The following is a 1,051-nucleotide window of genomic DNA, read 5'->3' on the forward strand; positions in this document are numbered from 1 at the left end:
ATAGTGGACGGCGGCCGCCGGCCAGGCGCGAAAGCCGGCCGCCTCGTAACGGCGCACGATCGCGAGCATGCTTGCCGGATGCCTGGAGCTCAAAACCGTCAGCTCCGGTAATCGCCATTGATGGCGACATATTCCTTGGTGAGGTCGCAGGTCCACACCGTCGCCTTGCCGCGGCCAATGCCGATATCGGCGCGGATGCGGATATCGTCGCGCTTCATGTAGGCCGACGTCGCCGCCTCGGAATAGCCGGGGTCGCGCTCGCCTTCATGCGCCAGCCTGTTGTCGCCGAACCAGATCGACAGCCGGTCGCGATCGGCGGGTTCGCCGGCCTTGCCGACGGCCATGACGACGCGGCCCCAATTGGCGTCCTCGCCGGCGACTGCCGTCTTGACCAGCGGCGAATTGGCGATCGACAGCGCGATGCGCTTGGCCGAGCGCGCCGATTTGGCGCCGGTGACGGTGACTTCGACCTGCTTGCGGGCGCCTTCGCCGTCGCGCACCACCTGCAGCGCCAGCGATTTCAGCACCTTGCCGAGCGCCCGGCGGAACGTGCCGAGACGGGCATCCTTGGGATCGGTTATCTCCGGCGCGCCGCGCCTGGCGGCCTTGCCGGTGGCGAAGATCAGCAGCGTGTCGCTGGTCGAGGTGTCGCTGTCGACGGTGACCGCGTTGAAAGTCTTGGCCGTGCCGCGCGACAACAGATCCTGCAGGACAGGTGCGGCGATCGGCGCGTCGGTGGCGATGAAGGAGAGCATCGTCGCCATGTCGGGCGCGATCATGCCGGCGCCCTTGGAAATGCCGTTGATGGTGACATCGGTGTCGCCGAGCTTGACGGTCGCGGTCGCCACTTTCGGATAGGTATCCGTGGTCATGATCGCCTTTGCCGCTTCGGTCCACAGCTCGGGCTTGCCCTTGCTGACCAGCCCCGCGAGCAGATGGCTGAATTTGCTGGTGTCGAGCGGCTCGCCGATGACGCCGGTCGAGGCCATGAAAACCTCCGCTGCCGTGCAGCCGGCCGCCTTCGCCGCCGCCTCGCCGGTCAGTGCGGTCG

Annotated in this window: 1 protein-coding gene and 1 pseudogene; both read right to left on the minus strand. The window is 67.4% G+C overall.

Annotated elements, in window-relative coordinates:
• Positions 1-132, minus strand: a pseudogene (locus ENZ75_RS35490) (GNAT family N-acetyltransferase); the annotation flags it as partial.
• Positions 99-1,051, minus strand: a 953-nt coding sequence (gene argJ / locus ENZ75_RS32765) for a bifunctional glutamate N-acetyltransferase/amino-acid acetyltransferase ArgJ (RefSeq protein ID WP_128278662.1), incomplete at its 5' end; no start/stop codon positions are given. The gene argJ and the pseudogene ENZ75_RS35490, both read right to left, overlap by 34 nt.

The sequence above is a fragment of the Mesorhizobium sp. M7A.F.Ca.CA.002.04.1.1 genome (assembly GCF_004022805.1).
Lineage (GTDB): Bacteria > Pseudomonadota > Alphaproteobacteria > Rhizobiales > Rhizobiaceae > Mesorhizobium > Mesorhizobium ciceri.